The sequence below is a fragment of the Candidatus Enterococcus willemsii genome (genome assembly GCF_009933335.1).
GTDB lineage: Bacteria > Bacillota > Bacilli > Lactobacillales > Enterococcaceae > Enterococcus_F > Enterococcus_F willemsii.
In genome coordinates this window covers 98,309-123,683 of record NZ_MAEL01000044.1, presented here as the reverse complement: position 1 = coordinate 123,683, position 25,375 = coordinate 98,309, and the positions used below count along the sequence as shown (strand labels likewise).

Sequence of the window (25,375 nt, the reverse complement as noted above, 5' to 3'; positions counted from 1 at the left end):
ATATATTCATGTTCGTTTAACTTTTAACTGGTTATTTTTTTGTGCGTTTTTGTTTGTAAATATCTAAATCTTGGCGAGATTGCTGAATACGTGCAATGTTATCGTCATACCCTTCTAAAATATATGCGTAAAATAATAAATCAAGAGTAATGAATTGTGCCATTAATGAACTGGTAGCGGCACTTCGTAATTTTGCCTCATTTGAATGAACAGTTTGTATAGAAAAGTCAGCAAGTTTACTTAATGTGTTGTTACCGAATTGAGTAAAACTCAGTGTTTTTAAACCATGCTCTTTAGCAATTTGCATTAGAGAAATGATTTCTTTGGTTTCTCCAGAATTAGAAATTCCAATGAATAAGGCATCTGCAGGGGCCGAGCTTAGACTGGTAATGAAGATGTGTACATCTGAAAAACATAGTACTGTTTTTCCAATACGCGTCCATTTTTGAATAAAATTTTCAGCAACTAGGAAAGAAGAGCCAATACCAAAGATATAGACGATGGACGCTTCTTTGATTTGATTTGTTGCTTGATGGACAAGACTTTCATTCAGTAATTGTAATGTTTCATCCATAGCTTGGTAAGCATTGGAAAGCAAGCGTTGCTTGATTTCAGGAATACTTGTGTTGCTTGAAATATCTGTCGTCGGAGGCAATTCTCGGTGGACGGATTCTGCCGATAATTTAACCTTTAAATCAGTGAAACTTGCAATACCAATGGATTTACAGAAACGAATAACTGATGCAGGACTAGTATTAGAAGCATTTGCTAGCTCGTTGACAGTCATCGATAAAACCAATTCTGCTTGTTCCAAAACAAGTATGGCAATCTTTCTCTCAGATTTGCTTAAATCATCTAAAATTAATTCGATACGATGGTGGATTGGACGATTTTTTTGCATTTTTTTCCCTCATTTCTGAATCATGGGCCCTATTTTCTAAATAGGATGGAAGAATACACATTATAGAAGATACATTGATAGATAAAGGATTAAGTGATTGGTTCGTGGAGAAACAGTAAGTCATTATAGGTAAGAAATAGATTCGTTTTAGTGTTTGTTACTCTATTATAACTGTCACCATAAAAAAGAATCAATTCTGTTTTTGTTTATCAATATGAAATAACTTGTAGTTTTTATTGATTGTACTATTCAAGGAAAAAAATTTCAATTTAACAATCTTTATAAGGGTTTAAATTTCCTTTTACGAAATTTAATTTCAGGTATTTTCATATAAATGTTGAAATTAAATTTTGTAAGCGCTATACTTGACGTGTAAATAATTTGAAAGGAGGAGGAAAATGAAATCAGATGAAGCATTACGTATACCCAAATTATCTATTAAAAGTAGTTTTTTTGTTTTATTTTCGTTAGTGATAGGTGGCATCGTTATTCCTTATGTTTTGACGCTAGTAGGAATGAGCTTTCGAATGGCAACGATACTTGTTTTACCTGTTAGTTTCGCTTTTTCATTAGTGTATAGTCATTATTGTATTGAAACAAAGCAAGGATACAACCAACGTTTTTTCATTGCATGGGGACTAACGACAATCGTCTTTACAATTGTCGCTTATGTCTGGTTGATGCAAGGATTTATATTTTAACGATTAAAAGAAAAGAGGGAAAAAAATGTTAGATAAGTTTACACAATGGGTCGAAAAGTATTTAGCTGGTCCGATGGCAACAATCGCCAACCAACGACACTTACGAGCGATTCGAGATGGAATTATTGCAGCATTACCTTTAATTATTGTGGGGTCATTCTTTTTAATTATTGCCTTTCCGCCATTGCCAGCAAGTTGGGGAGTTACGCAATTCTTACAAGAAAATGCTGGAACAATTTTGTTGCCTTATCGCATGACGATGTACATTATGGCATTGTATGCAACCTTTGGAATAGGTGCTAGTTTAGCTAAAAGTTATGGACTAGATCAAGTTTCAGGTGGGATTTTAGCAGCAATTTCTTTTCTGTTAACATTAGTACCAGTTGCGATTCCTGAAGAAGCAGTCGAGCTTGCAGGGGTGAGTGGTTTTGTGTTACCAATGGCAAATCTAGGTGGTGGCGGTATGTTTGTTGGAATTGTCACTTCCATCATTGCTGTCGAAGTCTATCGTTTTACCGATAAATCGAAATTCAAAATTACCATGCCTGAACAAGTGCCACCAGCCGTTGCTCGCTCGTTTGAATCATTGACACCAACATTAATTGTGATGTTATTGATTGGTTCGATTACGTATTATTTAGGATTTGATTGGCATTCCTTTGTTGGAAAAGTGATTAGTCCATTAGTGAGTGCAGCCGATACGTTACCATCTGTCTTACTCTTAATTTTCTTGACAACATTTTTCTGGTTCTTTGGTATTCACGGGGTATCGATTGTCGGTTCAATTGCTCGTCCTTTATGGCTGCAATTATTAGAACAAAATTCGTCTGCTTTAGCGAGTGGAGACGCACTACCAACGATTGGCGCAGAACCGTTCTATCAATGGTTTGTTTGGATTGGTGGTTCAGGGGCAACAATTGGCTTAGCTATTTTGCTAGCTTTTCGTGCAAAATCTGAATATGGATCAAAATTAGGAAAAGCAATTATTGCCCCAGCTATTTTTAACATTAATGAACCAGTTATTTTCGGGGTACCAATTGTCTTAAATCCAACATTAATGATTCCATTTATTGGCGCTCCGATGATTTTAGCCATCGTTGCATGGTTTGCGACAAAATTAGGTTTGGTGTCAGCAGTGACAGTGACGGCACCATGGACGTTACCAGGACCGATTGGGGCATTTTTAGCTACAAATGGTGATTGGCGAGCAGCTGTTTTAAATGTTGTGTTAATTGTGTTAGCGGTTGTCATTTACTATCCATTCTTTAAAATTTATGATAAAAATGAATTAGCAAAAGAGCAAGGTATGACTGAAAAATAAAAATAAGCTACCTCGTCAAATCATTATTGACGAGGTAGCTTTTATTATACAAAAAAACCGACATCTAATAAAAGATGTCGGTAACATTTAAAAAAATGGGTAATCTCCGTTGATGCCGTTTTTCGTCCAGGAGTATTGATCCCGCAAATTCTAGCAGGTGGGTTCTACGGTTATAGTTTACGAACTACCAAATGACAAGGCTTGTTACCAACTATAACACCGGACAGATCCCAAGATATCAATAAAAATGTTCGGTCAACACTAAGTAAGGATAACTCGTACATCACAGATTTCCCATCTCTATAGTAGCACATGGATTAGAAAGTTTCAATAGAGACTCCTTGGAAATGTAAGCGTTCTTTATTTTTTTGTTTTCTTCCATTCATTTAATTGCTTGTATCGCATGCCTAGCGCTTGCTCATATTTTCCAGTAGCTTTTGGTTGATAATAATGCGTATGTTTGAGCTTGTCTGGCAAATACTGTTGATTGACCCAAGCTTCTTCAAAGTTATGTGGATATTGATAACCCACTCCACGATTTAATTCAGCAGCCCCTTTATAATGACTATCGCGTAAATGGCTCGGTACATCGCCAGCCTTACCTTGACGAATGTCTGCAATAGCTTCATCTAATGCAGAATAAGCACTATTTGATTTAGGTGATAAACACAAATCAACGACAACTTGAGCTAAAGGAATACGTGCTTCAGGTAGACCTAGTCGTTCCGCTGCTAAAACAGCATTCACGGTTCGTGAAGCAGCATTAGGATTGGCAAGACCAATATCTTCATAGCCGATAACTAACAGGCGACGACAAATGATGGCTAAATCACCGGCTTCAACTAAGCGTCCCAAATAATGGAGCGCAGCATCCACATCACTACCACGAATTGATTTTTGTAAAGCTGAAATCACATCGTAATGTGCATCGCCATTTTTGTCATGAGTGAGTGCTTTTCGTTGCACGCATTCTTCAATGACCGATAAGGTGAGATGAATCTGTCCATTGACTTCTGGTGTTGATTTGGTGGCGAGTTCTAAGCCATTTAAGGCACTGCGCAAATCACCATTGGTCGCTCTTGAAAGATGTAATTTGGCATCATCATCCAACACTACTGGGAAAGTTCCTAATCCTCGTTCTTCATCGGTCAACGCATGAGAGACGGCTTGTAAAATATCGGTCTCTTGTAAAGGCAGGACTTCAAAAATTTGTGTCCGACTGCGAATCGCTGGATTAATCGTAATGTAGGGATTTTCAGTCGTGGCGCCAATCATAATAATTTTGCCACTTTCTAAATGAGGCAGTAAGAAATCTTGTTTGGTCTTATCTAAACGATGAACTTCATCTAATAATAAAATAACTGTGCCGCTCATGCGAGCTTCTTCGGCGACAATTTGTAAGTCTTTTTTTGTATCGGTAGCGGCATTTAGTGTTCGGAAAGCATAGCGCGTCGATCCAGCAATGGCGCTGGCGATACTTGTTTTTCCAGTACCCGGCGGACCATATAAAATCATCGAAGATAACATTTTAGCATCCACCATTCGGCGAATAATTTTTCCTTCACCGACGAGATGTTGTTGCCCAACGACTTCATCCAAATTTCGTGGTCGCATACGATAAGCAAGTGGTTGTTGCATCATCAACATCCTTTCTCGAATAATCTTTCTTTAGTATAACACAGCGGAATTCAAAAGAATGAAGTAATAAGGATAGCATGGGAAGAAAGAATTGTGTATGATGACAATAGGTGATAAAAATGGAAGAAGCAAAACAAATTTTTGAGACAAAATCAACGATTGAAATTGCCCGCTACCTTGTGGGTATGTATTTAGAACATGAAACACCTGCAGGAACCTTGGGTGGTTATATCGTCGATTGTGAAGCATACTTAGGTCCCGACGATCAAGCTGCGCATAGTTATGGTATGCGCAATACGCCACGTTTACAAGCGATGTATCAAAAACCTGGCACCATTTATTTATACACGATGCATACACACTTGATTTTAAATATGGTGACTCAGCCAGAAGGGATGCCTCAAGGAGTAATGATTCGCGGATTAGAGCCTGTTGAAGGACTTCACATAATGGAGCAAAATCGCGGTCGCACAGGGAAAGATGTATCGAACGGACCAGGAAAATTAGTTGCCGCTTTGGGAATTACCAAAGAGTTGTATGGCCAATCGATTTTCTCAAGTCAATTGCACCTTGTCCCAGAGAAAAAGCGAACCCCTAAAAAAATTGACTTATTACCACGAATTGGTATTCCGAATAAAGGTGAATGGACAGAGAAACCACTGCGTTTTGTGGCTGCCGGTAACCCGTATATTACCAATATTCGTCAAAAAGAGATCGATGCTGACTTTGGTTGGCTTAATTAGAAAGAAGGAAAAACGATGGCAAAAGAAACAATTTTAACTTATTTAGACAAACAATTAACGAAAAAAATGAATGAGTACGACGTAGCAATTGATTGGGATACACGCAACCATACGATTGAATTAGTGATTCGCTTATTTGCTGAAAACACAGAAGGTGCAACAATTGATGATGCAGATGGTGTAGAATCTGAAGAAGAAATCATTGAATTTGAAGACAGAATTTTACTATACAATCCGAAAAAATCAAGATTTAATGAAGAAGACTATTTAGCAGTAATTCCTTTCGAAGGAAAAGGGATTGCCAAAAATGTTCTTGATGGATTAATAGATTACTTAAAAGATATATTGGACCAAGGACAAAGTGATTTGTTAGACTTTTTGACAGATGAAGAAGCTGAATTATTTGAATTGCAGTTTTCAGAAGACGAGTTAGCAGAAGCTATCGCAAAATATGAGGACAAAGGTTATTTGCCTTACCCAAGTTATTAAGGAGCAAACAAGATGAAATGGAATGAAGTAAAAGTCGAAACTGCCAGTGAAGCAGTCGAAGCAGTAGCCAATATTTTAATGGAAGCAGGCGCAAGCGGCGTCGCGATTGAAGACTCGTTAGATATCGAAAATTTCCAAAGTGATGCGTATGGTGAAATTTTAGATAAAGAAACGATTACGAGTTTAACGGAAGGTGCTTACGTGGCAGCGTATTTTCCTGAAACAATTTTCTTACCTGAGATTCTTCCTTGGATTCAAGAACACATTGCAAAATTACCTGATTTTGGACTAGCAATCGGCAAAAATGAAGTCACCGTTAGTGAAGTAGCAGAGGAAAACTGGGCAACAGCTTGGAAAAAATACTATCATCCTGTTCGTATTTCACGTTATTTAACGATTGTGCCTAGTTGGGAAGAATACACACCACAACATGCAGATGAAAAAATTATTACTCTTGACCCTGGTATGGCATTTGGAACCGGAACCCATCCAACGACTCGTTTGACATTACAAGCGTTAGAAGTTGCTTTACATGGTGGAGAAACAGTCTTAGATGTCGGAACTGGTTCCGGTGTGTTAAGTATTGCCAGTAAATACTTAGGCGCAACAGATGTTCATGCCTTTGACTTAGATGAAGTCGCTGTACGTGCGGCGCAAGAAAATATGGATTTGAATGAAGTAGCTAAAGATGTCAAAGTAAGCGCCAATGATTTATTAAAAAATATTGATATTGAAGCTGATATTATTGTGGCAAATATTTTAGCAGATATCATCTTGTGGATGATTCCCGATGCATGGCGTTTATTAAAGAAAACGGGTACGCTGATTGTTTCAGGGATTATTGAAGATAAAAAACAACTCGTGATTGATGCCATGGAAGAGCAAGGATTTGAAGTCGATCAAATTTTCCAACAAAAAGATTGGTACGCAATCATGTTGAAGAAACCAGAGGACGAGTAAGATGCAACGATATTTTTTGGAAGAAGATTACACAGCTAAAGAGCAATATGAGGTGGTCGGTGAACCCTATCATCACATGGTTCGTGTGATGCGCATGACCCCAGGAAATCAAGTGTATTTGGTTTTTGCTAACCAAGTTTCCATTGTCGCAGAAATCAGTGGCATTACAGAATCAGCTGTCTGCTTAGTTGAAAAAGAAAAAGAACAGCAGGAAAAAGAATTACCTGTCGCAATTACGATTGCTAGCGGCTATCCGAAAGGCGATAAATTAGATCTGATCGTTCAAAAAGGGACAGAATTAGGTGCAGCTGGTTTCATCGGCTTTCCAGCAAAAACATCTGTGGTCAAATGGGATGGGAAAAAACTAGCGAAGAAACAACAACGTTTAGAAAAAATCGCCCAAGAAGCTGCAGAACAATCCCATCGTCAAGTAACCCCAACCGTGGCATTACTAGATTCTGAAAAAACATTTATCCAGCAATTAACACAATTTGATATGATTGTGATTGCGTATGAAGAGTCTGCTAAACAAGGGGAAGTCTCACAACTAGCCCAAATTTTACAAACAGTAAAAGCAGGGAGTCGAATATTAGCAATTTTTGGTCCAGAAGGTGGATTAACACCAGCAGAAGTAGAGCAATTTATGGCAGCAGGTGGACAACCTTGTGGCTTAGGTCCGCGAATTTTACGAACTGAAACAGCACCATTTTATTTATTAAGCGCTGCAAGTTATCAGCTAGAATTACTAAAGGTGAGCAATTGAAAAAAAACGTAAAAATCGGTATAATAAATACATTAATGAGGGGTGTCACAACGCTATCTAGTGAGTGATACCATTCATCTTAAACAGAAAGTTGAAAAGTCTGGGCGACTGTCCAGACCTTTTTTCTCAAAGGAGGTTCCCAACATGGCAAAAGAAAGTATTATGACTGGGGCAAGCGTTGTTAAACTAGTTTCTTATTATATGAGTGAGGAACATGTTGCATTTGTACAAAAAGCATTGGATTATGCCACAAATGCCCATGACGGTCAATTTCGTAAATCGGGAGAACCCTATATTATCCATCCTATTCAAGTGGCTGGGATTTTAGCAGAATTACATATGGATCCGCATACGATTGCAACTGGTTTTTTGCATGACGTAGTGGAAGATACGGATGTAACTCTACAAGATTTAACCAATGAATTTGGTCCAGATGTGGCAATGCTAGTGGATGGCGTGACAAAATTAGGTAAAATCGAATACAAATCACATGAAGAACAATTAGCAGAAAATCATCGTAAAATGTTGATCGCGATGGCACAAGATTTGCGCGTTATTATGGTGAAATTAGCCGACCGTTTGCACAATATGCGCACCTTGAATCATTTGCGTGAAGATAAACAACGACGAATTGCGCAAGAAACGATTGAAATTTATGCGCCGTTAGCACATCGATTAGGTATTAGTCGGATTAAATGGGAATTAGAAGATCGTTCATTACGCTATTTGAATCCCAAACAATATTATCGCATTGTCCATTTGATGCAAACTAAACGTGAAGAACGTGAATCTTATGTGTCCGAAACAGTTGAAGAAATTCGTATTGCAACAGAAGAACTAGAGATTTTTGCGGAAATTTATGGCCGACCAAAACATATCTATTCAATTTATCGCAAAATGGTGGATAAGAAAAAACAATTCGATGAAATCTATGACTTATTGGCAATTCGGGTAATTGTTGATTCAATCAAAGATTGTTATGCTGTCTTGGGTGCAATCCATACCAAATGGAAACCAATGCCAGGACGCTTTAAAGATTATATTGCGATGCCAAAAGAAAATATGTATCAATCGATCCATACAACTGTGATTGGACCGAAAGGAAATCCGGTTGAAATCCAAATTCGTACGCATGAAATGCATGAAATTGCTGAATTTGGGGTTGCTGCACATTGGGCGTATAAAGAAGGATTAACTGATAAAATTCAACCAGATGCGATGACGCAACAAGTTGGTTGGTTCAAGGAACTATTAGAATTACAAGATGAAAGCTTTGATGCATCTGATTTCATGGAAGGCGTAAAAGGTGATATCTTCAGTGATAAAGTTTACGTCTTCACACCTAAAGGCGATGTATCCGAATTGCCAAAAGGTTCAGGACCACTTGATTTTGCCTTTAATGTGCATACCGATGTTGGTAAGAAAACAGTCGGTGCCAAGATTAATGGCAAAATGGTGCAACTAGATTATAAATTGAAAAATGGCGATATCGTTGAAATTTTAACATCACCAAATTCTTCTGGCCCAAGTCGTGACTGGTTGAAACTGGTTGCGACTAGCAAAGCCAAAAATAAGATTAAACGTTTCTTGAAAACGCAAGACCGTGACAGCAATATCGAAAAAGGTCATGAAGCAGTTGTCAAATGTCTGCAAGAAATGGGCTTTGTACCAAAAGAAATGTTAGCGAAAGCCAAAATGCAAGAAGCGTTGCAACGCTTTAATTATTTAACTGAAGAAGATTTGTTTGCAGCAGTTGGTTACGGGGAAGTTAGCCCGACGACCGTTGCCAATCGTCTAACTGAAGAAGAACGTCGCGAACAACAATTAGAAAAAGAAAAACAACGCGTCCAAGACATGATTAATCAACCTCCGAAAAAAGAGCCGGAGAAAATGAAGATTCGTCATGAAGGCGGAATTGTCATTCAAGGGGTCCAAAACTTGTTGATTCGAATCAGTCGTTGTTGTAACCCAGTTCCTGGGGATGAAATTGTTGGCTATATTACCAAAGGGCGCGGTATTTCGATTCACCGTACCGATTGTCCGAACGTCAATAATTCTTCTGAAACAGAGAATCGTCTGATTGAGGTGGAATGGGAAGATACGACAAATTCGAAAAAAGAATACGATGCAGATGTCGAAATTCATGGTTTTGACCGCTCAGGTTTATTAAATGATGTCTTGCAAGTGGTCAGCTCGCAATCAAAACGGATTGTCGGCGTGGAAGCACGTTCAAACAATGATAAACAAGCAACCATCCGTTTGACGGTGTCTATTCAGAATTTGTCACATCTACAAACAATTATTGATAAAATTAAACAAATCCCTGATGTCTACAGTGTACATCGGGTGAAAGGATAGTTATGCGAGCAGTTGTACAGCGTGTCAGTGAAGCAAATGTTAAAATCGACGGACAAATCGTTGGTGAAATTAGCCAAGGATTTATGATTTTATTAGGCATTCATGCAGAAGACACACTAGAAGATGTTGCATACCTCGTCAAAAAAATTACCAAATTACGTGTGTTTGAAGATGAAGTAGGTAAAATGAATCAGAGTATTTTGGATGTGTCAGGGAGTATCTTGAGTATTTCTCAATTTACTTTATATGCAGAGACTAAAAAGGGCAATCGCCCAAGTTTCATTAAAGCGGCTCGGCCAGAACAAGCAATTCCGCTTTATGATGCGTTTAACCAACAATTACAAGCACAAGTACCAGTTGTGACTGGTCAGTTTGGTGCAGATATGAAAGTTGGTTTAGTCAATGATGGACCTGTCACCATTATTTTAGATACGAGAGAATGAAAAAACGTTTGTCGCTTTGCGGCAAACGTTTTTTAGCGTTCAAGTACAAAAAGACAACGTTCACGCTAAAAATAGTTTTTGGTTCCCTTTTCAAGTTATACTGAAGAGACAAGCACAAATCAATGTTACAGAAACCTTACAAAACTGTTAGTTCCGTATTTTGTGAACGACTTCCGTTTTTTTTAACAAGAAATACTTGTTAACATAGGCTTTTTCAAGAGATGTTCACTTTTGTTGCAAATGAAAATGGTTAGAAGTAGTAGGAGCATTAGGAAAAAGATTGTATGCTTGTAACAATTATGAAATAATAATAAAAAATGAATAGGGAGGAAGAAGGGAATGAATTTTTGGCAACGAGCATTAAAAAGTGTAACGAGGAGAAAAGGGCGGTCATTTATTTTATTTCTAGTTATTTTTATTTTAGGAAATGTTATTGCGGGAGCTGTAGCGATTGAACAATCAACTAAAAATGTCGAGCAAGAAACAAAGAAACAAATGGGCGCACGTGCAACAGTCGAGATGGATTATCAAAAATGGGAAAAATATATGAATAAGAATCCTGATTTAAGTGAGGAGGATTATCAAACTTTACTGAAATCACCAACGACTAAAGAATATGATGCTATTGGGGCTTTACCATATGTAAAGTATTTTGATTATTCAGTGCCGGCCTATTTTGGTACAAATAAGATTAAATCTTATATGCCAGAAGATGGTGGCGTTTCTTATGGTGGAGGCGTGAAATATAACTTTAACGGTAAAGGTGTGAACCGTAGTCAAGTTGTTGATTTAGAAGAAGGAATTATCAAGTTAGTGGAAGGTGAAACCTTTACTGATAAAGATATAGCAGATGGCAATAATGTCGTATTAATCAGTAAAGAAGTTGCTGAAGCAAATAACTTATCTGTCGGAGACCAACTTGTTTTAGATGTTTCTGGCGAAGTCTACAATGAATCGGCACCAGCAGACGAGGAAGAAGCAGCTGCACCGACTATTGCTACATTTGATTTTCCTGTAAAAGTTTCAGGAATCTTTACAGTAGCTAAAAAAGAAGAATCGAAATCTAAAGATTCAGAAGGTGGAACAAGTGAGGCCGATTGGATGGCGATGGATCAAATCAATACAATTTATGGACCAAATAAATTAATGCGAGAACTAAATAAACAAACTGCTGAAAAAATTTATCAAGTAGAAACAAGTGAAATCGAAGATGAATATTACCAAGCAACGTTTGTCTTAAAGACAGTTGATGATGTCGAAGCTTTCCGTGAAGAAGCCAACGCTTTGTTATCAAATGAGTATTATACAGTCCGTGCTTCTGTGGATGAATACGAACAAATTGCTGGTGGTATGAAAAAACTAGGGACAATTTCAAAATATGTCGTGATTATTGCAGCGTTAGCAACACTTTTAATTATCTCGTTAGTTGTTTTATTATTCTTGCGTGACCGCAAATATGAATTAGGTATTTACTTGTCATTAGGCGAAAGTCGTGGGGAAATTATCGGGCAAATTGTCGTTGAATTATTAGCAACTAGTTTGATTGCTTTGTTACTTTCTTTAGTGACAGGGAATTTATTAGGTGGCGCAGTTTCAAATTCTTTATTACAAACGGATTGGCTAAACAATACTGGAGATAATATGATGATGTACGGCATGGGAATGATGCCTTCTAATATTTCATATGAAGACATTCAATCAGCTTACAAAGTTACTTTCTCTCTAGGCTACGTAATTAGCTATCTATTGCTAGGTTTAGGTACAGTTCTATTATCAGCGATTTTACCATTGCTATATATTCTACGTTTAAATCCGAAAAAAATTATGATGTAACACAGCATAAGGAGGGAAAAATTCATGGTTTTATTAGAAACAAAAAATGTTGATTATTACTATCAAGATGGTGACCAGCGTCGTTATATTTTAAAAGATACGTCCGTTACTTTTGAAAAAGGAACTTTCTATTCAATTCTGGGCCAATCAGGTTCTGGAAAGACAACGTTTCTGTCATTAATCAGTGCCTTAGATTCACCTAAAAAAGGTTCTGTCTTATTGGAAGGCAAAGATATTAAAACACTGGGTTATGAAAAATATCGTCGGAATGATATTAGTATTATTTTCCAAAGTTATAATTTAATTCCGTATTTAACAGCAGTGGAGAATGTCTTAGTACCAATGTCGATTACCGACAATCAATTACCAGATAATCATCGTGAAGTGGCATATAATTTGCTGGATTATATTGGAATTACCCGTGATAAAGCAGATCGTTTAGTAAATCAATTATCTGGTGGAGAACAACAGCGTGTGGCGATTGCTCGTGCCTTAGCAACCAATGTGGATATTATTTTAGCTGATGAGCCAACAGGAAATCTTGATGAAGGGATGGAACAAGAAATTGTGGACATCTTCAAAGAATTGGCGCATACTCACAATAAATGTGTAATCGTGGTTACTCACTCAAATGAAATTGCCCAACAAGCTGACGAAGTATTGTATTTGAGAAAAGGTGTGTTACAGCCTTATGAGTGATTTTTTATCTAACTTTACGAAGAATAATTATGATGGGCAAAAAAAAGAACCATCCGAAAAAAAAGCGATTCCCGCAGAAGAACTAGAGGAATCCGCTGCTCCCGAACCAGCTGTCGAAGAACCTGTAATTGAAGAGACAGAAAAAGTAGAGGAGGCACCTGTCTCTCGTCGTGCAAAAAAAGAAGCCCCTGTTAGTCGCTTTCAAACAGAAGAAACAGAATTTGATCCGACCTATAAAAAACGTCAACGAAAAAAATACTTATTTATCGGTACTGGTGCAGCACTCTTAGCACTGATTTTATTCTTTACGTATTATCAGTTAACACACGTAAAGGTACCAGATTTTGTCAACAAGGATGTTTCAGAAGTTCGCTCATGGGGGACTGAAGAAGGTGTAGCCATCAAGGTTGAGCAAAAATATGATTTTGATATGGACGTAAATAAAGTCATTTCCCAAGCGGTCAAACCAGATAAGAAAATTAAAAAGGGCAAAACACTCAATATTGTGGGTAGTTTAGGTGCAGATCCTGAAGAACAACTAACTTTGCCAGATTTTTCAAAATTAAGTAAAAAAGAAGCAACAGCTTGGATTGATGAAAACAAAGCTGAAAATATCTCATTAATTGAATCTTTTGATGAGAGCATTGAAGCTGGCAAGTTTATCAAGCAAGAAGTTGCGAATAAAGAACTGAAGTTAGAGGATTATAAACGTAAAGATCGTTTGAGTGTTTATTATTCTAAAGGAAAAGAAACCTTCGAAAAAAATATTGAAGTGCCAGATTTTAAAGGGAAGACTATTGCTGATGTAACCGAATGGACGAAGAAAAATGAGGTCAAACTAAAACGTGTGGATGATTTTTCTTCTGAAATTAAAGTCGATGAGGTTATTTCACAAGAAACCGCTAAAGGCGAAAAAATTGCAAAACAAGATGAATTTGTTGTCCATATATCAAAAGGTAAAGCTATTACCGTTCCTGACTATTCAAAATACACGATGGAAGAAGCAGCAAATATTGAAGCGAAAATTCCTGTGGTTCTAAAAAATGTGTACACGTCAGATGTGAGTTATGGCCAATTCATTAGTCAGTCAGAAGAAGCGGGCAAAGAATATGGGGAAGGTGACACGATTCCACCAGTCGAAATTGTCTATTCTCTTGGACAACCATATATAAAAGATTTACGTGGTTCGACCCAAGAAGGCGACTTACCAAAACTTTTCTTTGATGAATACCAATCAAAAGGTGCTTATATCAATTATCAAGTCTACTATGTTGATTCTGAACAACCAAAAGGTACTGTAGTTGAAATGAGTCAGTATGGTCAATTCCTACCATTGGAAACGACGATTTCAATTGGTATTAGCTTAGGCAACTTAAAACCTACAACACCAACATTACCTGTGCAATCAGAACCGGAATCCGAGTCAGATGATGGACTAACTGGTAGGGAAACATCTGAAAGCGAGCAGGAGATGCCACAACCGTATTAATGTTCATAAAGTATCACTGAGACAAATTATATGTCTTGGTGATACTTTTTCGGTTAATTATCGTGTATAGTGAAAATAAAAAAGGAGTGGAATGATGAATACCTTATACACAGATATTGTCGAACGCAATGGGGAAACCTATCGCTTTGTGGCAACCGATAAAGGTTTAGCATATTTTGACCTTTACTCAAAGGAAGACGAATTGGTATTTTATTTTAAAGATGCTGCATTTATTCAAGATAAACAACGAATTGCTCCGTATGTTGATTCGGTTGTCGAATATTTTACTGGTGAGACAACTACCTTTGATTTTCCGCTAGATTTGATTGGCACGGATTTTCAAAAGCAAGTTTGGACAGAGTTACGGAAAGTTCCTTATGGGACAACCACTACTTATTCTAGTTTAGCTGAAAAGATAGGACGGCCGACAGCTGTTCGAGCAGTAGCCAATGCGGTTGGCCGTAACCCTTTATTAGTCATCGTTCCTTGCCATCGCGTGCTAGGAAAAGATGGTTCTTTAACTGGATTTCGTGGAGGACTTCCATTGAAAAGACGCTTACTAGCAATCGAAGGACATGCTTATTAAGTATATCTTAACAACAAAGAACGATAATTTTTTCTCACTCCAGTTAATTGGAGCTAGTGAAAGAAATTACCGTTCTTTTTGCGTGCTTGAGAAGGGGATATGCCGTATTGCTTTTTAAATGATTTACTAAAATGATAGGCATCTTCATAACCGACAGTTTTTGCAATTTCTTTGATTGTATAAGTCTCATTGGCTAATAATTCAGAAGCACGTTCTAAACGTACTTGGATTAAATAACTAATCGGTGAAATACCTGTAACTTCTTTGAAAATCCGTGAGAGGTACGTCGGACTAATGAAATGAGCAGTTGCCAATTGTTCAATCGTGATATCTTGCGCATAGTTGTTGTCCATGTAGGTCATAATTAGAGGAACAACTTGTGCTAGTCGACTGTTTTTAGTCTGATTATTTTCAGTTGCTTGTTCAGTATCCAGACTATCTAAAATAAAGCCAAGCATTTCTAAGATTAAACCTTTGCAAATTAAATTAAATTGCCCATTTGAGTGGTTAAATTCATTGACCAATTGCCAAGCACAATCCAGAATTTTTGCTTGGTAGGGTTGTTGAATGAATAAAGGTTGCGCTAATGGCAGAAAGTTACGTTTGCATCCTTCAAGTTGAAAGTCTCCAAGACCTATATGTAATTGATGAGATGAGGTATTTGGAAGCTGTTCTTCACCGTGTTGGACATGTGGATTAAAAAGCATCAATTCGCCGCTATGAATAGTTTGCCAAAGATGATTAATACAATAATGAGCTTCCCCTTCCAATAGAATTGAAATCTCAAAAAAATCATGCTCATGAATTGCATTTTTGTTATCCGCGTGATTCCAAGCATCAAATGCGTAATAGATGGTTGGGTTGAATTGTTGGAGCTGTGAACCAATCATAAGGGACCTCTCTTTATTTTATGTCTTTTTTATTATACCTCAAAAAAATGTAAAAGCTTACAAAAAAAGCTAAAAATCTCCATCTTTGTTACTAAAATATTCCATTCTCATTGAAAAAGTTAACGGTATCATAGTACGTAAGGAGGGAGATTTATGAATAATTTTCAATGGATTTGGCGTTATGCAAAAGTGTATAAAATACACATCATTCTAGCGATTCTCTTTGTTCTTATTAATTCCATTTTAATTGTCGTCAATCCAGTGCTTACTGGTCGCTTAGTTGATCAAGTGATCGACCAAGGGAAAGTCGACATGTTATTGCCATTATTAGGGATAATGATTGGTATTACGGTTTTTCGGACGACGATTCGTTATACGTATCAGATGATGTTTGAACGAACAGGACAGAATGTGTTATTTGAATTACGCAAAGATATGTATGTGAAGCTTCAAGAGTTAGACTTTGATTTTTTTAATCATACTCGCGTTGGTGATATTATGGCGCGAATGACAGGAGATACTGATGCGATTCGTCATTTTGTGTCATGGGTTTCTTATAATATTATCGAATGTGTGTTATGGTTTTTAGCAGCAATTATTATGATGTCAACGATTCATTTCCCATTGATGTTGGCGTTAGTTGTTATTACGCCGATTATCTATCTTTTGACGATGCGAATGTCAAAAGAAGCTCACCCTGTATTTTTTGATATTCGTGAAAGTTTTTCAAGGTTAAATTCAATGGTTGAAGAAAATATTGGTGGCAATCGTGTAGTTAAAGCCTTTGCACGGGAAAACTATGAGATTGAGAAATTTGATAAATTCAATGAAGATTATAAGGAAAAGAACATGCAGTCGGCGAAAATATCGGCGAAATATTTGCCATGGTTAGACATGCTGGCAGGAAGTTTAAACTTAACGACATTGATTTTAGGTGGTTGGTTTGTTATTAAAGGCGATATGACACTTGGGAATTTAATTGCGTTTAATGGTTTCTTATGGATGTTGAATCAACCCTTGCGGATGAGTGGTTGGTTGATTAATGATGTCCAACGTTTTTCGGCTTCATGCGTTAAAATTCGTCAAATGCAAGGAACGCAAGCAAAAATTGCCGTTGCTTCTAAGGAAGAACGTATCGCTATTGCTGGTAATGTCACATTTGAACATGTTTCTTTTCATTTTTCCGATGATGTCGATACGAATGTGTTAACAGATGTCTCTTTTGATATTCATCCGGGGCAAACGATTGGTATTTTAGGCGAAACAGGTTCTGGAAAGACCACATTAGTGAATCTTGTCGCACGTTTTTATGATCCGACACAAGGTCGTGTGTTGATTGACGGCAAAGATGCAAAAGAATACCCTGTTCGTCAACTGCGAGAAAATATTGCCATGGTGATGCAAGACGTCTTTTTATTCTCGGACACGATTGAGGAAAATATTGCATTTGCCAATCCGTATATGAATGTTGAGTATATTCAACGTGTGGCTGAAATTGCTGATGCGCATGCCTTTATTACTAGAATGCCAGACGGGTATGAAACGATTATTGGAGAACGAGGTGTGGGATTGTCTGGTGGTCAAAAGCAACGTATTTCTTTAGCAAGAGCATTAGCAAAAGATCCAGCAATCTTAATCTTAGATGATACGACTTCAGCAGTTGATATGGAAACCGAATCAAAAATCCAAAAAGAACTCACAACCTTAACAGAGAAGAAAACCACCTTCATTATTGCCCATCGCATTTCATCGGTACGTGAAGCTGATTTGATTTTAATGATGGAAAAAGGGCACGTTGTTGAATCAGGAACGCATGCAGAATTAGTTGCTAAGAAAGGTGTCTACTACGAGATTTATCAAAAACAATTAGGACTTGTCAATGGGGAGGTGGACCAAGATGGCACGAAATAAATCAAACGTTGATGAAGAATTAACACAAGAGTTTAATTGGTCCCATTACAGACGTTTGGGTAGCTATGTGCGCCCCTACAAACAGCCTATTTTTAAAGTATTATTAATTATTATTTTAACAAATATTGCGACGATGCTTGGTCCATATTTTACCAAGATTGCAATTGATACGATTATTCCACAAAAAAATATTCAGTTATTGGGAATTTTAGGTGTTGTCTTCCTATTATCACTCCTATTTATTGCATGGTGTATGCGTTATCGCATTTTAGCAATTACAGAAATTGGCCAAGATATTCTAAAAGATATGCGTTATGCTATTTTTGAACATTTGCAACGCTTGCCGTTTTCATATTTTGATAATCGTCCACATGGCAAAATTTTGATACGCGTGGTGAATTATATCAACACGTTAAGTGATTTATTGAGTAATGGGTTAATTAATTTAATTTCCGATATTTTTAGTGTCATTATTACGCTAGGCTTTATGTTCTTTATTGATGTCAAACTTACGTTGTATAGTTTGCTCTTGTTGCCACTTTTATTGGTAATGGTTATCGTCATTAAAAATAAACAGCGCAAGGCATACCAAGTATTAAGCAACAAACAATCGAACTTAAATGCCTATATTCATGAAAGTATTGCGGGAATTAAAGTTACCCAATCCTTTGCTCGTGAACAACGAAATTATGAAATTTTCAACGAAGTCAGTGAAGAATACCGAATGTCTTGGATGAAAGCTGTTCGTGTACAATTTCTATTATGGCCGGGGGTTCAAAATATATCAGTATTAACAACTTGCTTGATTTATTTTGTTGGCATTCGTCAAATTGGCGTGGAGGTTTCAACTGGTACGTTGATTGCTTTTATTGGCTACATCAACAATTTTTGGAATCCAGTGATTAATATTGGGAATTTTTACAACTCGCTCATCACTGCTACAGCGTATTTGGAACGGATTTTTGAAACATTGGATGAAGTGCCAGATATTCAAGATTCTCCATCAGCCAAGCAGTTGCCACCAATTAAAGGCACGGTTGATTTTGAACATGTGACCTTCCGATATGAAGAAGGGAAAAATATTTTAAATGATGTGAGTTTCCATATCACTCCAGGTCAAACCATTGCGTTAGTTGGTCCAACGGGTGCTGGAAAAACAACAATTATCAATTTGCTAAGTCGTTTTTACGATGTGAATGAAGGGGCTGTAAAAGTAGATGGTTATGATGTGCGTGACGTAACTTTGGAGTCATTGCGTACTCAAATGGGCGTCATGCTACAAGATACTTTTGTCTTTAGTGGAACAATTTTAGAAAATATTCGTTATGGTAAATTAGATGCGACAGAAGAAGAAATTATTGCAGCCGCAAAGTTGGTACGTGCACACGAATTTATTAAGGACCTAAAAGATGGGTACCATACCGTGGTTGAAGAACGAGGAAGTACTCTTTCTGCGGGTCAACGCCAATTGATTTCTTTTGCAAGAGCCTTATTAGCCGATCCTAAAATTCTTATTTTAGATGAAGCAACATCAAGTATCGATACCAAAACCGAAGAATTGCTGCAAGCGGGACTCCAACAATTGTTGAAAGGACGGACATCCTTTATTATTGCCCATCGCTTATCAACGATTAAGAACAGTTCACAAATTTTCTACGTACAAGGTGGTAAAATTGCTGAAGCAGGTACCCATGAGGAATTAATGAAAGAAAAAGGGTTCTATCATCATTTGTATCAGTCGCAATATGATTTAATTCAAGTGAATGCGTAAAGCAGACACCTCTTTTTAGTAAAAAATACTAAAAAGAGGTGTTTTCTCTATTTTTTATTGATATAATAGCTATAAATAAAAAAGGGGGACATGCAATGACAACATTCACACATTTACAAAATGGTTCTGACATTCGAGGAATTGCACTGGATACAGAGGAGGAAACAGCTAATTTAACACCTGTAGCGATGGAAAAGATTGCTTCTGGTCTCATTCATTGGTTATTACAAAAGCAAACGATTCAACCATTGACAATTGGGATTGGTCAAGATAGTCGTTTAAGTGGCGCTAAATTAAAAGAAGCATTGGTCACAGCTCTTGTGAATCAAGGTGTTCAGGTTATTGATTTTGGACTAGCAACGACACCGGCAATGTTCATGAGTACTCAGTTTGAGGAATTTGCTTGTGATGCAGGCGTCATGTTGACTGCGAGTCACTTACCGTATTATTTTAATGGTGTGAAAATTTTTAGCCAAAGTGGTGGTGCTGAAAAAGAAGACATCCAATTTATTTTGACACATACTGCGGAAGTTGCTTCTGAGACGATTGGAACGGTCAAAAAAGCGGACATTTTAACACCTTATGCAGCTGATTTAGTCCAAAAAATTCGTCAAGGAATTGAAGGGACACCTGAACAACCACTAAAAGGGTTAAAAATTATTGTCGATGCAGGGAATGGTGCAGGTGGGTTCTTTGCAGAAAAAGTTCTGCAACCACTAGGCGCGAATACGGAAGGTTCTCAGTTTTTAGAGCCAGACGGTCATTTTCCCAACCATATTCCCAATCCGGATAATAAAGAAGCGATGGCGAGTATCCAACAAGCCGTTTTAGCAAACAAAGCGGATTTAGGTGTGATTTTTGATACCGATGTTGATCGCTCAGCAGTCGTTACAAAAACAGGGGACGTATTAAATCGGAACAATTTAATTGCCGTTCTGAGTAAAATTGTGTTGCGTGAAAACCCTGGGACCAGTATTGTTACTAATTCTCCAACGACCGATCATTTGAAAGTGTTTATTGAAACGTTAGGTGGCAAACAAGTGCGCTATATTTCTGGCTATCGTAATGTGATTAATAAAGCGATTCAGCTAAATGAAGCGGGCATCGATTGTCAGTTAGCGATTGAAACCAGTGGACATGCCGCCTTTAAAGAAAATTATTTCTTAGACGACGGGGCATATGTCATTGCTAAAATTTTAATGTTACTGCCACAATTACAAAAAGAAGGGCAAACGCTTGAATCGTTAATTGCTGATTTGAAACAACCAGCTGAAACCCAAGAAGTGCGCTTTAAATTAGAACGTGCAGATTATCGCCCATTAGGTGAACAAGTCATTGCGGATATTGCAAACATTCAAGTTGCAGGTTGGACCATTGACCCTGAAAACGATGAAGGGATTCGTTTTAGATTAGGTGAAGACTTCGGTTCGGGTTGGTTCTTGCTACGCATGAGTTTGCATGAGCCTTTACTTGTTTTACAGGTTGAAAATGATGAATCAGGCATTATTCCGCAAGTCTTACACGAAATTCATCGATTCCTGAACGCCTATCCTGATGTCAACCAAGAAAAATTAGTGGCCTTACTTGCATAACTCAAATAACAAAGACAGCGTTCAATGGGAATGCTGTCTTTTTTTACTAACCACTTCATTTTCTTTCGATTGTTTATGGAAGAAAATCTTTGCTATTTTTCCAAGTATAATTGGTCTAACGAAGGATTTTTTGGTAAAGTAAAGAGGAGATGAGGAGGAATCCAAATGGCAAAAATCATGGTTGTAGAAGATGAAGTAGTTATTCGTCAATTAATTATGGAAGAACTTGAAAAATGGCAGTTTGAGACATTCGGAACAAGTGATTTTCATCAAGTATTATTAGATTTTGAAACACAAGAACCGCAGTTAATTTTATTGGATATTAACTTACCAGTATTTGATGGTTATTATTGGTGCCAAAAAATTCGTGAAATTTCAAAAGTCCCGATTATTTTTATTTCAAGCCGTAATACGAATATGGATATGATTATGGCGATGAATATGGGAGCAGATGATTTTATTACCAAACCTTTTGAATTAGATGTATTGGTAGCAAAAATCAATGCGTTATTACGTCGCTCATATAATTATGTAGAAAATAATAGTGAGACAATTTCTCACAATGATTTAGTGTTGAATGTGGATAACGGCAGTGTTGATGTTAAAGGAGAAACGATTGACTTAAGCAAAAACGAATACCGTCTATTATATATTCTGATGAAAAATCATGGCAAAATTTTAAGTCGTGAAAAGTTATTACGCGCACTTTGGGATGATGAACGCTTTGTAGATGATAACACCTTAACCGTTAATATTAATCGCTTGCGCAGAAAAATTGAGCAAGCCGGCGTAAAAGGGTATATTGAGACAAAAGTTGGTCAGGGCTATTTAGTTCCGTGAGGTGAAAAATGACTATTTGGAAATATTTAAAAGATCAATGGTGGGTATTCATCGGCTGGTTTTTATTTGTTGTATTGACAGCTTTTGTTATTTGGTTAACACCTGATGTGACTTTGAGTATCGGCACGTTAGGTTATCTCGTATTAATGCAGGCAGTTATTTTAGGTATTATCTTAACAATCCACTATTTATCGAGACGTCGATGGTGGCATGAGCTAACCTATAAAGAAGGGGACAGTGTTCTACAGAAGTATTTAACGTCTGCACGTACGGAAGAGGAGAAATTATATCAGGCATTTATCAATCAAGTGATTCGTGAGCATCAAGAAAATATGCAGCAAGTCGTAACAAACCAAGAAGAACAAAAGGACTATATCGATTCTTGGGTGCATGAAATCAAAGTGCCTTTAGCTGCTACCCAACTCTTATTACGTTCAGTTGAATTTGACTTAGACGATGCAAAATATGTTGCATTAGAAAATGAATTGTTACGGATTGATGAATATGTTGATCAAGTGTTATATGTCGCACGATTAGATAGTTTTACTAAGGATTATTTGATTCGTGAGACGTCGTTGAAACAATTGATCCAACCTGTTCTACGTAGCCAAGCGAATTATTTTATCCAAAAAAACATTCATTTTACGGTGGAAGGTGATGATCAACAAGTCCTCACGGATGGTAAGTGGATTAGTTTCATTTTCCGCCAATTATTGAGCAATGCGATTAAATATACACCGGTCAATGGAACAATCACCATTCAAATGATTAAGAAACGCCAAGGAATTCAACTAAGATTAACCGATAGCGGGATTGGCATTCCGAAAGAAGACTTGCGCCGAATCTTTGATAAGGGCTTTACTGGCAAAAATGGTCGGAATGCAGAAGTCCATTCAACAGGTCTCGGCTTATATTTGGCAAAAAATTTGGCAAGTCAATTAGGTGTCCAATTATCTGTCAAATCAAAAGTCGGTCAGGGAACGACCATGACATTATTCTTCCCAATGTTGAGTTATTATGAAGAGGAACGATAAGAGTTCTCTCATCTTTCTAAGTTTTTACTTGTTAGAAATCGCTATTCATTGGTAGACTAAACGAGTATTTTTTTTAGAATGAATAGAATAGAGGTTATAGGAAATGACAGTTTTAATTGCACTTATACCAATGCTTGCATGGGGTAGTATCGGCTTAGTGAGTGGAAAAATTGGTGGCGATGCGAATCAACAAACATTAGGAATGACGATTGGTGCCTTTTTATTTTCGTGTGTGCTCTTTTTGGTCGTGCAACCGTCACTTACACTTTGGGGTAGCTTGATTGGTTTATTATCTGGTCTATTTTGGACAGTTGGTCAGAATGGTCAATTTCATGGGATGAAATCACTGGGGGTTTCGGTAGGATTACCGATGTCTACGGGGATGCAATTATTTTTAAATACGGTAGCAGGTGCTATTCTTTTTCATGAATGGACACAAACACGTGATTTTCTTTTTGGAGGTCTAGCGTTAGTCTTTCTAGTGATGGGAGCTTATTTGACAGCCTACCAAGATCCAGAAAAAGCATCAACTAATCAAAAAACATTTGATTTTGGTAAAGGATTTCGTGCCTTGCTTATTTCAACAGTTGGATATGGACTATATACGATTATTATCACTTGGGCCAAATTAGATCCGCTAACGATTATCTTACCACAGAGTATTGGGATGATGATTGGCGCAAGTATGATGGCCTTTCGCAAAGTTAAAGTGGATCAATATGTCTGGAAAAATATGGCATCTGGTTTATTATGGGGAATCGGAAATGTCTGCATGTTATTAACCGTGCAACAAATTGGTTTAGCAATTGGTTTTTCATTATCACAAATGGGGATTATTATCTCGACATTAGGCGGCATTTTTATTTTAGGTGAGCATAAAACGAAAAAAGAATTACGTCGTGTGATTTTTGGGTGCTTATTTGTTATTTTAGGTGGTATTTTATTAGGATATTTGAAATCAATGTAAAAGACATTGATCGGAGGAAAAATGAAGATATTTAGGAAAAAAGGAATAGATAACCAGTCTATTAGTTATCTAAAGCGAGAATTAAAATTAAAAGATTTGATTATGTTGGGCATTGGTGCGTGTATCGGAACAGGAATTTTTGTGGTGACTGGTCAAGCATCGGCTCAATATGCAGGTCCTGCATTGAGTGTATCTTTTGTTGTTGCAGCGTTAGTAATTATTTTGAGCGGTTTATGTTTTGCTGAATTTGCTTCACGTGTGCCGATTTCTGGCGGACCGTATGGGTATATGTATGTTGTATTTGGTGAATTGAGTGCTTGGTTTGCTGGCTGGTTTTTAATCTGTGAATATATGCTAGCTGTTTCATCGGTTGCATCGGGATGGTCAGGTTATCTGCAAGGTTTTCTAGGTAGTCTAGGTATTCATTTACCAGTTGCTTTGACTGCTGGATACAATCCGAAAGCAGGTACGTATATTGATATTATTGCTGCCTTAGTCATGGTATTTATTACACTTTGGGTGACGCAGGAAGCTAAAAAAGCTTTACAATTAAACAATGCGATGGTATGGGTAAAATTTGGTATTATTTTATTATTTATTATTGTTGGCGTCTTTTTTGTAAAACCAAGTAATTGGCAACCTTTTATGCCTTTTGGTGCAAAAGGGATTTTTGATGGTGCGGCGTTAGTCTTTTTTGCATTCTTAGGGTTTGATGCGATTTCGTTAGCTGCTGAAGAAGTTGAAAATCCTCAAAAAGATGTGCCACGTGGGATTATCTTGTCAATCTTCATTGCAACAGTTTTATATATTGTTGTGACAATGATTTTAACAGGGATGGTACCATTCGAACAATTAGGCGTGAGTGATCCCGTTGCTTTTGCCATGCGTTATGTTGATAAAGGTGTGATTGGTTCGATTATTTCTGTAGGGGCTATTTTGACGTTACTTACCGTGACAATTTCCATGTTATATTCACTAGCAAGACTCGTGTATTCCATTAGTAAAGATGGGTTATTACCAAGCATATTACGAAAAGTGGATCCTAAACATCATACCCCGAAAAATGCGACATATGTAGCAGGTGGTGTTGCTTTGTTTTTTGCATCAGCTTTTCCATTGACAATTTTAGCTGAATTGACCAATATCACAGCGTTGTCTTGTTTAATCATGATGTCGCTAGGTATCTTACGTTTGCGCAAAAAAATGGGTACACCTAAGCCAAATGAATTTAGTATGCCTTTTGTACCATTCCTACCAATCGTATCGGTTATCGCTTGTTTATTCTTAATGACTCGCTTAAAAGCCGTCACATGGATTGTTTTTGCGATTACGATTGTTCTAGGCTTAATCATATATTTTGCTTATGGGTATAAACATAGCCATTTGAATGAAGAAACAAAATAAAAAAGTATGCTCTCTCATTAATAAGAGGGCATACTTTTTTGT

The 25,375-nt window shown here is 37.2% G+C and carries 22 protein-coding genes and 1 other RNA gene; 19 read left to right on the top strand and 4 right to left on the bottom strand.

The window, feature by feature from the left end:
• Window positions 1–31: 31 nt before the first annotated feature.
• Window positions 32–901, bottom strand: a complete 870-nt coding sequence (locus BAU17_RS08985) for a MurR/RpiR family transcriptional regulator (RefSeq protein WP_161902479.1) — start codon at window positions 899–901, stop codon at window positions 32–34.
• Window positions 902–1,299: 398 nt separating this feature from the next.
• On the opposite strand from BAU17_RS08985, the gene BAU17_RS08980 reads away from it, so the two are divergent.
• Both BAU17_RS08980 and BAU17_RS08975 read left to right on the top strand, forming a co-directional pair.
• Complete coding sequence (locus BAU17_RS08980) at window positions 1,300–1,602, top strand: hypothetical protein (RefSeq protein ID WP_161902478.1); 303 nt, start codon at window positions 1,300–1,302, stop codon at window positions 1,600–1,602.
• Window positions 1,603–1,627: 25 nt separating this feature from the next.
• The gene (locus BAU17_RS08975; RefSeq protein ID WP_161902477.1) at window positions 1,628–2,923 is read left to right on the top strand and encodes a PTS sugar transporter subunit IIC; all 1,296 of its coding nucleotides are present in this window, start codon (window positions 1,628–1,630) and stop codon (window positions 2,921–2,923) included.
• Window positions 2,924–3,022: 99 nt separating this feature from the next.
• Here BAU17_RS08975 and ssrS read toward each other — a convergent pair.
• Together ssrS and BAU17_RS08965 are read right to left on the bottom strand one after the other, a co-directional pair.
• Window positions 3,023–3,218: non-coding RNA, 6S RNA (gene ssrS, locus BAU17_RS08970), on the bottom strand.
• A gap of 65 nt (window positions 3,219–3,283) precedes the next feature.
• Window positions 3,284–4,561, bottom strand: coding sequence for a replication-associated recombination protein A (locus BAU17_RS08965; protein ID WP_161902483.1), 1,278 nt, complete (start codon window positions 4,559–4,561; stop codon window positions 3,284–3,286).
• A gap of 119 nt (window positions 4,562–4,680) precedes the next feature.
• Between BAU17_RS08965 and BAU17_RS08960 the strand changes: the two genes are divergently transcribed.
• The 10 genes from BAU17_RS08960 (at window position 4,681) to BAU17_RS08915 (ending at window position 14,924) form a co-directional block, all read left to right on the top strand.
• Window positions 4,681–5,304, top strand: a complete 624-nt coding sequence (locus BAU17_RS08960) for a DNA-3-methyladenine glycosylase (protein WP_161902476.1) — start codon at window positions 4,681–4,683, stop codon at window positions 5,302–5,304.
• 15 nt (window positions 5,305–5,319) lie between these two features.
• Entirely contained in the window at window positions 5,320–5,793 is a 474-nt protein-coding gene (locus tag BAU17_RS08955; RefSeq protein WP_161902475.1) for a DUF3013 family protein, read from the top strand.
• A gap of 12 nt (window positions 5,794–5,805) precedes the next feature.
• Window positions 5,806–6,753: a 50S ribosomal protein L11 methyltransferase gene (gene prmA, locus BAU17_RS08950; RefSeq protein ID WP_161902474.1), complete on the top strand. Its 948-nt coding sequence runs from the start codon at window positions 5,806–5,808 to the stop codon at window positions 6,751–6,753.
• A gap of 1 nt (window position 6,754) precedes the next feature.
• Window positions 6,755–7,516, top strand: coding sequence for a 16S rRNA (uracil(1498)-N(3))-methyltransferase (locus BAU17_RS08945; RefSeq protein ID WP_161902473.1), 762 nt, complete (start codon window positions 6,755–6,757; stop codon window positions 7,514–7,516).
• Between the two features lie 144 nt (window positions 7,517–7,660).
• A complete protein-coding gene (locus tag BAU17_RS08940; protein ID WP_161902472.1) occupies window positions 7,661–9,874 on the top strand; it encodes a RelA/SpoT family protein in 2,214 nt (737 codons plus the stop codon).
• Between the two features lie 2 nt (window positions 9,875–9,876).
• A complete protein-coding gene (dtd, locus tag BAU17_RS08935; RefSeq protein ID WP_161902471.1) occupies window positions 9,877–10,317 on the top strand; it encodes a D-aminoacyl-tRNA deacylase in 441 nt (146 codons plus the stop codon).
• 339 nt (window positions 10,318–10,656) lie between these two features.
• Window positions 10,657–12,150, top strand: a complete 1,494-nt coding sequence (locus tag BAU17_RS08930) for an ABC transporter permease (protein ID WP_161902470.1) — start codon at window positions 10,657–10,659, stop codon at window positions 12,148–12,150.
• A 24-nt stretch (window positions 12,151–12,174) separates the two neighbouring features.
• On the top strand, window positions 12,175–12,849 hold the full coding sequence (locus tag BAU17_RS08925; protein ID WP_161902469.1) for an ABC transporter ATP-binding protein: 675 nt from the start codon (window positions 12,175–12,177) through the stop codon (window positions 12,847–12,849).
• Window positions 12,842–14,338 (top strand): PASTA domain-containing protein, encoded by a 1,497-nt coding sequence (locus BAU17_RS08920; RefSeq protein ID WP_161902468.1) that lies wholly within the window; start codon window positions 12,842–12,844, stop codon window positions 14,336–14,338. The genes BAU17_RS08925 and BAU17_RS08920 overlap by 8 nt, the downstream gene beginning before the upstream one ends.
• Before the next feature lie 94 nt (window positions 14,339–14,432).
• Window positions 14,433–14,924, top strand: coding sequence for a methylated-DNA--[protein]-cysteine S-methyltransferase (locus BAU17_RS08915; protein WP_161902467.1), 492 nt, complete (start codon window positions 14,433–14,435; stop codon window positions 14,922–14,924).
• 53 nt (window positions 14,925–14,977) lie between these two features.
• On the opposite strand, the gene BAU17_RS08910 is transcribed toward BAU17_RS08915, so the two are convergent.
• A complete protein-coding gene (locus tag BAU17_RS08910; protein WP_161902466.1) occupies window positions 14,978–15,814 on the bottom strand; it encodes a helix-turn-helix transcriptional regulator in 837 nt (278 codons plus the stop codon).
• Between the two features lie 153 nt (window positions 15,815–15,967).
• On the opposite strand from BAU17_RS08910, the gene BAU17_RS08905 reads away from it, so the two are divergent.
• The 7 genes from BAU17_RS08905 to BAU17_RS08875 all read left to right on the top strand — a co-directional run bounded on the left by BAU17_RS08905 (window position 15,968) and on the right by BAU17_RS08875 (window position 25,333).
• Window positions 15,968–17,725: an ABC transporter ATP-binding protein gene (locus BAU17_RS08905; protein ID WP_161902465.1), complete on the top strand. Its 1,758-nt coding sequence runs from the start codon at window positions 15,968–15,970 to the stop codon at window positions 17,723–17,725.
• Window positions 17,712–19,496, top strand: coding sequence for an ABC transporter ATP-binding protein (locus BAU17_RS08900; protein ID WP_161902464.1), 1,785 nt, complete (start codon window positions 17,712–17,714; stop codon window positions 19,494–19,496). Before BAU17_RS08905 ends, BAU17_RS08900 begins: the two co-directional genes overlap by 14 nt.
• A gap of 95 nt (window positions 19,497–19,591) precedes the next feature.
• Window positions 19,592–21,088, top strand: coding sequence for a phosphohexomutase domain-containing protein (locus tag BAU17_RS08895; protein ID WP_161902463.1), 1,497 nt, complete (start codon window positions 19,592–19,594; stop codon window positions 21,086–21,088).
• A gap of 165 nt (window positions 21,089–21,253) precedes the next feature.
• Window positions 21,254–21,928: a two-component system response regulator SapR gene (gene sapR / locus BAU17_RS08890; protein ID WP_161902462.1), complete on the top strand. Its 675-nt coding sequence runs from the start codon at window positions 21,254–21,256 to the stop codon at window positions 21,926–21,928.
• 8 nt (window positions 21,929–21,936) lie between these two features.
• Window positions 21,937–22,962: a two-component system sensor histidine kinase SapS gene (sapS, locus tag BAU17_RS08885; RefSeq protein ID WP_161902461.1), complete on the top strand. Its 1,026-nt coding sequence runs from the start codon at window positions 21,937–21,939 to the stop codon at window positions 22,960–22,962.
• A gap of 103 nt (window positions 22,963–23,065) precedes the next feature.
• The gene (locus BAU17_RS08880) at window positions 23,066–23,929 is read left to right on the top strand and encodes a GRP family sugar transporter (RefSeq protein ID WP_161902460.1); all 864 of its coding nucleotides are present in this window, start codon (window positions 23,066–23,068) and stop codon (window positions 23,927–23,929) included.
• Between the two features lie 21 nt (window positions 23,930–23,950).
• A complete protein-coding gene (locus BAU17_RS08875) occupies window positions 23,951–25,333 on the top strand; it encodes an APC family permease (RefSeq protein ID WP_161902459.1) in 1,383 nt (460 codons plus the stop codon).
• Window positions 25,334–25,375 lie beyond the last annotated feature (42 nt).

Bases quoted from the DNA above. Each gene is read 5' to 3' on its own strand.
- BAU17_RS08985 (WP_161902479.1), bottom strand. From the start codon at position 901: ATGCAAAAAAATCGTCCAATCCACCATCGTATCGAATTAATTTTAGAT.
- BAU17_RS08980 (WP_161902478.1), top strand. From the start codon at position 1,300: ATGAAATCAGATGAAGCATTACGTATACCCAAATTATCTATTAAAAGT.
- BAU17_RS08975 (WP_161902477.1), top strand. From the start codon at position 1,628: ATGTTAGATAAGTTTACACAATGGGTCGAAAAGTATTTAGCTGGTCCG.
- BAU17_RS08965 (WP_161902483.1), bottom strand. From the start codon at position 4,561: ATGCAACAACCACTTGCTTATCGTATGCGACCACGAAATTTGGATGAA.
- BAU17_RS08960 (WP_161902476.1), top strand. From the start codon at position 4,681: ATGGAAGAAGCAAAACAAATTTTTGAGACAAAATCAACGATTGAAATT.
- BAU17_RS08955 (WP_161902475.1), top strand. From the start codon at position 5,320: ATGGCAAAAGAAACAATTTTAACTTATTTAGACAAACAATTAACGAAA.
- prmA (WP_161902474.1), top strand. From the start codon at position 5,806: ATGAAATGGAATGAAGTAAAAGTCGAAACTGCCAGTGAAGCAGTCGAA.
- BAU17_RS08945 (WP_161902473.1), top strand. From the start codon at position 6,755: ATGCAACGATATTTTTTGGAAGAAGATTACACAGCTAAAGAGCAATAT.
- BAU17_RS08940 (WP_161902472.1), top strand. From the start codon at position 7,661: ATGGCAAAAGAAAGTATTATGACTGGGGCAAGCGTTGTTAAACTAGTT.
- dtd (WP_161902471.1), top strand. From the start codon at position 9,877: ATGCGAGCAGTTGTACAGCGTGTCAGTGAAGCAAATGTTAAAATCGAC.
- BAU17_RS08930 (WP_161902470.1), top strand. From the start codon at position 10,657: ATGAATTTTTGGCAACGAGCATTAAAAAGTGTAACGAGGAGAAAAGGG.
- BAU17_RS08925 (WP_161902469.1), top strand. From the start codon at position 12,175: ATGGTTTTATTAGAAACAAAAAATGTTGATTATTACTATCAAGATGGT.
- BAU17_RS08920 (WP_161902468.1), top strand. From the start codon at position 12,842: ATGAGTGATTTTTTATCTAACTTTACGAAGAATAATTATGATGGGCAA.
- BAU17_RS08915 (WP_161902467.1), top strand. From the start codon at position 14,433: ATGAATACCTTATACACAGATATTGTCGAACGCAATGGGGAAACCTAT.
- BAU17_RS08910 (WP_161902466.1), bottom strand. From the start codon at position 15,814: ATGATTGGTTCACAGCTCCAACAATTCAACCCAACCATCTATTACGCA.
- BAU17_RS08905 (WP_161902465.1), top strand. From the start codon at position 15,968: ATGAATAATTTTCAATGGATTTGGCGTTATGCAAAAGTGTATAAAATA.
- BAU17_RS08900 (WP_161902464.1), top strand. From the start codon at position 17,712: ATGGCACGAAATAAATCAAACGTTGATGAAGAATTAACACAAGAGTTT.
- BAU17_RS08895 (WP_161902463.1), top strand. From the start codon at position 19,592: ATGACAACATTCACACATTTACAAAATGGTTCTGACATTCGAGGAATT.
- sapR (WP_161902462.1), top strand. From the start codon at position 21,254: ATGGCAAAAATCATGGTTGTAGAAGATGAAGTAGTTATTCGTCAATTA.
- sapS (WP_161902461.1), top strand. From the start codon at position 21,937: ATGACTATTTGGAAATATTTAAAAGATCAATGGTGGGTATTCATCGGC.
- BAU17_RS08880 (WP_161902460.1), top strand. From the start codon at position 23,066: ATGACAGTTTTAATTGCACTTATACCAATGCTTGCATGGGGTAGTATC.
- BAU17_RS08875 (WP_161902459.1), top strand. From the start codon at position 23,951: ATGAAGATATTTAGGAAAAAAGGAATAGATAACCAGTCTATTAGTTAT.